The organism is Pseudomonas sp. PS02302, assembly GCF_029959585.1.
In the GTDB taxonomy this organism is placed as follows: domain Bacteria; phylum Pseudomonadota; class Gammaproteobacteria; order Pseudomonadales; family Pseudomonadaceae; genus Chryseomonas; species Chryseomonas aestiva.
The window spans coordinates 1-4,669 of the sequence record NZ_JASCON010000142.1; the positions used below are offsets into that span (position 1 = coordinate 1).

4 protein-coding genes are annotated in these 4,669 nt (G+C 65.3%); 2 read left to right on the top strand and 2 right to left on the bottom strand.

Going from position 1 to position 4,669, the window contains the following annotated elements:
* The first annotated feature begins 256 nt into the window (after window positions 1-256).
* Entirely contained in the window at window positions 257-727 is a 471-nt protein-coding gene (gene cadR, locus QMX82_RS25285) for a Cd(II)/Pb(II)-responsive transcriptional regulator (RefSeq protein ID WP_282288680.1), read from the top strand.
* A gap of 7 nt (window positions 728-734) precedes the next feature.
* Here cadR and rimO read toward each other — a convergent pair whose 3' ends face one another.
* On the bottom strand, window positions 735-2,060 hold the full coding sequence (gene rimO / locus QMX82_RS25290) for a 30S ribosomal protein S12 methylthiotransferase RimO (RefSeq protein WP_282288684.1): 1,326 nt from the start codon (window positions 2,058-2,060) through the stop codon (window positions 735-737).
* A 305-nt stretch (window positions 2,061-2,365) separates the two neighbouring features.
* Between rimO and QMX82_RS25295 the strand changes: the two genes are divergently transcribed.
* Window positions 2,366-4,207: a potassium transporter Kup gene (locus tag QMX82_RS25295; RefSeq protein ID WP_282288686.1), complete on the top strand. Its 1,842-nt coding sequence runs from the start codon at window positions 2,366-2,368 to the stop codon at window positions 4,205-4,207.
* Window positions 4,208-4,253: 46 nt separating this feature from the next.
* Here QMX82_RS25295 and QMX82_RS25300 read toward each other — a convergent pair whose 3' ends face one another.
* Window positions 4,254-4,559, bottom strand: coding sequence for a hypothetical protein (locus tag QMX82_RS25300; RefSeq protein ID WP_282288682.1), 306 nt, complete (start codon window positions 4,557-4,559; stop codon window positions 4,254-4,256).
* Between the last annotated feature and the right edge of the window lie 110 nt (window positions 4,560-4,669).

Sequence of the window (4,669 nt, forward strand, 5' to 3'; positions counted from 1 at the left end):
GGGCGCCGCGCTCTCCCCCAACAACGCAAACTCGGCGGGCTGCTGTGCCGCCGCCCCGGCGCCCCACTCGGCGCCGGGGCGGCGTGCTGTCCGGCCAGCCGCCAGGGACACGTCTAAGCCATTTTCCCGAGCGATCTCCATCCCTGCCAGCCCCCGGCAAGGCCGCGGTTCAGCACCTTCCTGACGTCCGTCGTCTCTTGCTCTGCAGCGGCCGGCGGCGCAGGCTGAGCGTCCGGCAGCAGAACGAGACAGAGTGATGAAGATCGGCGAATTGGCCAGACGTACCGATTGCGCGGTCGAGACCATCCGCTACTACGAGCGCGAAGGGCTGCTGAGTCCGGCAGCGCGCAGCAGAAGCAACTACCGCAGCTATGACGACAGTCAGGTCGAGCGGCTGGTATTCGTCCGCCATTGCCGTTCGCTGGACATGACACTGGAAGAGATCCGCGCCTTGCTAGCCCTGCGCGACACCAGCGAACCCGGCTGTGCCCAGGTGGATGCCCTGATCGGTGCCCATCTGCATCATGTCGAGGTGCGCATCCGCGAATTGAATCAGCTGCGCGAGCAGCTGGTGACCCTGAGACGCCACTGTCAGGGCGAGGGCGAGGGCGACCGTTGCGGCATCCTCCGCGAACTCGGTCAACCGGCGGCGCCGTCAGCGACCACCGCCAGTTGCAGTGCGGCCGGGCACGCCCATGTGCCCGGCACCCACCGTCTGCACGACTAGCCAGCGATCAGAGCGCCTCCGCCCAGAGGTCGTATTCGTCGGCGTCGGTGACCCGGACCCAGACCTTGTCGCCCGCCTTGAGCGGATTAGCACTGTCTACATAGACGTTGCCGTCGATTTCCGGGGCATCGGCGTAGGAGCGGCCGATGGCGCCCTGTTCGTCCACCTCGTCGATCAAGACCTCGATCTCGCGCCCGATCTTGAGCTGCAGGCGTGCCGCGGAAATGGCCTGCTGGTGCGCCATGAAGCGCTCCCAGCGTTCCTGCTTGACCTCGTCCGGAACCGGGTCCAGGCCCAGTTCGTTGGCGGGTGCGCCCTCGACCGGCGAATACTGGAAGCAGCCGACGCGATCGAGTTGGGCTTCGGTGAGCCAGTCCAGCAGGTACTGGAAGTCTTCCTCGGTCTCGCCGGGGAAGCCGACGATGAAGGTGGAGCGGATGGTCAGCTGCGGGCAGATTTCGCGCCAGCGCTTGATGCGCGCCAGGGTCTTGTCCTCGAACGCCGGGCGCTTCATGGACTTGAGCACCTTGGGGCTGGCGTGCTGGAAGGGGATGTCCAGATAGGGCAGCAGCTTGCCGGCGGCCATCAGCGGAATGACGTCGTCGACATTGGGGTAGGGGTACACGTAGTGCAGGCGCACCCAGACGCCCATGCCCGACAGCGCCTCGCACAGTTCCAGCATGCGCGTCTTGACCGGCTGGCCGTTCCAGAAGTCCAGCCGGTACTTGAGGTCGACTCCGTAGGCGCTGGTGTCCTGGGAGATCACCAGCAGCTCCTTGACGCCCGCCTTGACCAGCCGCTCGGCCTCGGACAGCACGTCACCCACCGGGCGGCTGACCAGCTTGCCGCGCATGGAGGGGATGATGCAGAAGCTGCAGCTGTGGTTGCAGCCCTCGGAAATCTTCAGATAGGCGTAGTGGCGCGGGGTCAGCTTGATGCCCTGGGGCGGCACCAGGTCGATCAGCGGATTGTGCTCCAGCTGCGGCGGCACCACCTCGTGCACGGCGTTGACCACCTGCTCGTACTGCTGCGGACCGGTCACCGCCAGTACGCTGGGATGCACGCCGCGGATGTTGCCCTCGTCCACGCCCATGCACCCGGTGACGATCACCTTGCCGTTCTCGGCGATGGCCTCGCCGATGGCGTCCAGGGACTCGGCCTTGGCGCTGTCGATGAAGCCACAGGTGTTGACCACCACCACGTCGGCGTCTTCATAGGTCGGCACGATCTCGTAGCCTTCCATGCGCAGCTGGGTGAGGATGCGTTCGGAGTCGACGGTGGCCTTGGGACAGCCGAGGCTGACGAAGCCGACCTTGGGGGCGGACGTTTGGATGGACATGGGCTAACCTCGGCGGGCGCTCAGGAGGCGCCTTGATCAAAAAACGCGCGATTCTAGCCATCTCTGCCGCTGCTTGGAAGGGGCGAGCCGGTTGTGGCGACCGCGCAGAGCTTTTTGCCGACCGGAGAGTCTATGGTGCGTAAGGCGCTGCGCCGAGAGGCTGCCGCGCCTGGCTACCGGCCTTTTCAACTTGATCCTGACGCCGCTTCGGCGCAGGATGCGGCGATTTTAGACTCTAGGAGCCCTGCATGAGCCGTCCGGAACACGAGCACGGTGGTAAAGCCCCTTCGGCCTTGGGAATGATCGTGCTCGCCACCGGCGTGGTATACGGCGACATCGGCACCAGCCCTCTCTATACCCTCAAGGAAGTCTTCTCGCCGCACTATGGCCTGCCGCTGAATCACGACAGCGTGCTCGGCATCCTGTCGCTGATCTTCTGGTCGCTCATCTGGGTGGTGACCCTCAAGTACATCACCTTCGTCATGCGCGCCGACAACCAGGGCGAGGGCGGCATCATGGCCCTCACGGCGCTGGCTCGCCGCGCCGCCCAGGGCTCGCCACGCCTGGCCACCACCCTGGTCCTGCTGGGCCTGTTCGGCGCCGCGCTCTTCTATGGCGACAGCATGATCACCCCGGCGGTCTCGGTGCTGTCGGCGGTGGAGGGCCTGGAGCTGGCCTTCGACGGCCTGGACGCCTGGGTCGTACCCATCGCCCTGGTGATCCTGGTCGGCATCTTCGCCATCCAGAAGCGTGGCACCGCCACCATCGGCAAGTTCTTCGGACCGGTGATGGTGCTCTGGTTCACCACTCTGGGCGCCCTGGGTATCTATGGCATCGTCCAGCAACCCGAGGTGCTCAAGGCCTTCAATCCCTACTGGGCGGTGCAATTCTTCGTCGACAACCCGGTGAAGGGCTTCATCGTGCTGGGTGCGGCGGTGCTGGCGCTGACCGGTGCCGAAGCGCTCTATGCCGACATGGGCCACTTCGGGCGCAAGCCCATCGCCCGGGCCTGGCTGCTGCTGGTGCTGCCAGGGCTGGTGCTGAACTACTTCGGTCAGGGCGCGCTGCTGCTCGCCGATCCCGCGGCGGTGCGCAATCCCTTCTATCTGCTGGCGCCGGAGTGGCTGCTGCTGCCGATGATCGGTCTGGCGACCCTGGCCACCGTCATCGCCTCCCAGGCGGTGATCACCGGTGCCTTCTCCATGACCCGCCAGGCCATCCAGCTGGGCTACATCCCGCGCATGCAGGTTCAGCACACCTCCAGCCAGGAGCAGGGGCAGATCTACATCCCGCTGATGAACTGGGCGCTGATGCTGGGGGTGATCTTCCTGATCCTGACCTTCCAGTCCTCGGCCAACCTGGCCGAAGCCTACGGCGTGGCCGTGACCGGCACCATGCTGATCACCAGCTGCCTGGTGTCGGCGGTGATCCTGCTGCTGTGGAAATGGCCGCGCTGGATCATGGTGCCGCTGCTGATCGGCTTCCTGCTGGTGGACGTGCTGTACTTCTCCGCCAACGCGCCGAAGATCCTCTCCGGCGGCTCGTTCCCGGTGATCGCCGGTGTCGTCATCTTCATCCTGCTGACCACCTGGAAGCGGGGCCGGCAACTGGTGGTGGAACGCCTGGACGATGGGGCCCTGCCACTGCCGATCTTTATCAGCAGCATCCGCGCCCAGCCACCGTTCCGCGCCAAGGGCACTGCCGTATTCCTCACCGCCCGTACCGACGTGGTCCCTCACGCCATGCTGCACAACCTGCTGCACAACCAGGTGCTGCACGAGCAGGTGGTGCTGCTCACGGTGCGCTACGAGGACCGCCCGCGGGTTTCGCGCGGCGAGCGCATCGAGGTCGAGGACTTCGGTGACGGCTTCTATCGGGTGGTGTTGCACTATGGCTTCATGGACGAGCCGGACATTCCCCTGGCGCTCAGTCACTGCCCCTATCCAGGGCTGGATTTCACCCCGATGCGTACCACCTACTTCCTCAGTCGGGAAACGGTGATCGCCTCGAAGCGGCTGGGCATGGCGCCTTGGCGAGAGAATCTCTTCGTCTTCCTGATGAAGAACGCCAACGGCAACCTGAGATTCTTCAAGCTGCCGGTCAACCGGGTGATCGAACTGGGTACCCAGGTCGAGATCTAGCCCGGCGCAGCCAGAAAAAAGGCCCCGGCAGGGGCCTTTTCTTTGTCTAGTTGAACACCGGCGGCGGCAGGGCGTCGGGATCGGTGATGAAGGGCATCTGCCAGCTGTCGAGGGTCTGACCGCGGCCTTCCAGCTCGCTGCGTACCGTGCCTATGTAGCCAGCCAGGCGCAGGGGATCGCTGTAGTCGCTCTCGCTGAGCTGCTCTTCGTTGTAGAGCGTCTTGCCCTGGGCATCGACCACGCCCAGAGCCAGGTCGTGGCCATCCGCACCGGACGACACCACGCAGCCTAGGGGTTGGAAGGCATCCACCAGGATCTTGCTGGCGGCATCGGCGGAAAGCGGTGTGCTCATGTCGGGGGTCTCCGTGGCTGTTGCAGCCATAGACCGCTGGAGACCGGCTCCTTGTTCCAGCCGTTCCTCCGCCGCCCCCGGCCCCCCAGCACAACTCCATATTGCGGGGA

Coding starts and splice junctions, on each gene's coding strand:
- cadR (WP_282288680.1), top strand. CDS start 257: ATGAAGATCGGCGAATTGGCCAGACGTACCGATTGCGCGGTCGAGACC.
- QMX82_RS25295 (WP_282288686.1), top strand. CDS start 2,366: ATGATCGTGCTCGCCACCGGCGTGGTATACGGCGACATCGGCACCAGC.
- QMX82_RS25300 (WP_282288682.1), bottom strand. CDS start 4,559: ATGAGCACACCGCTTTCCGCCGATGCCGCCAGCAAGATCCTGGTGGAT.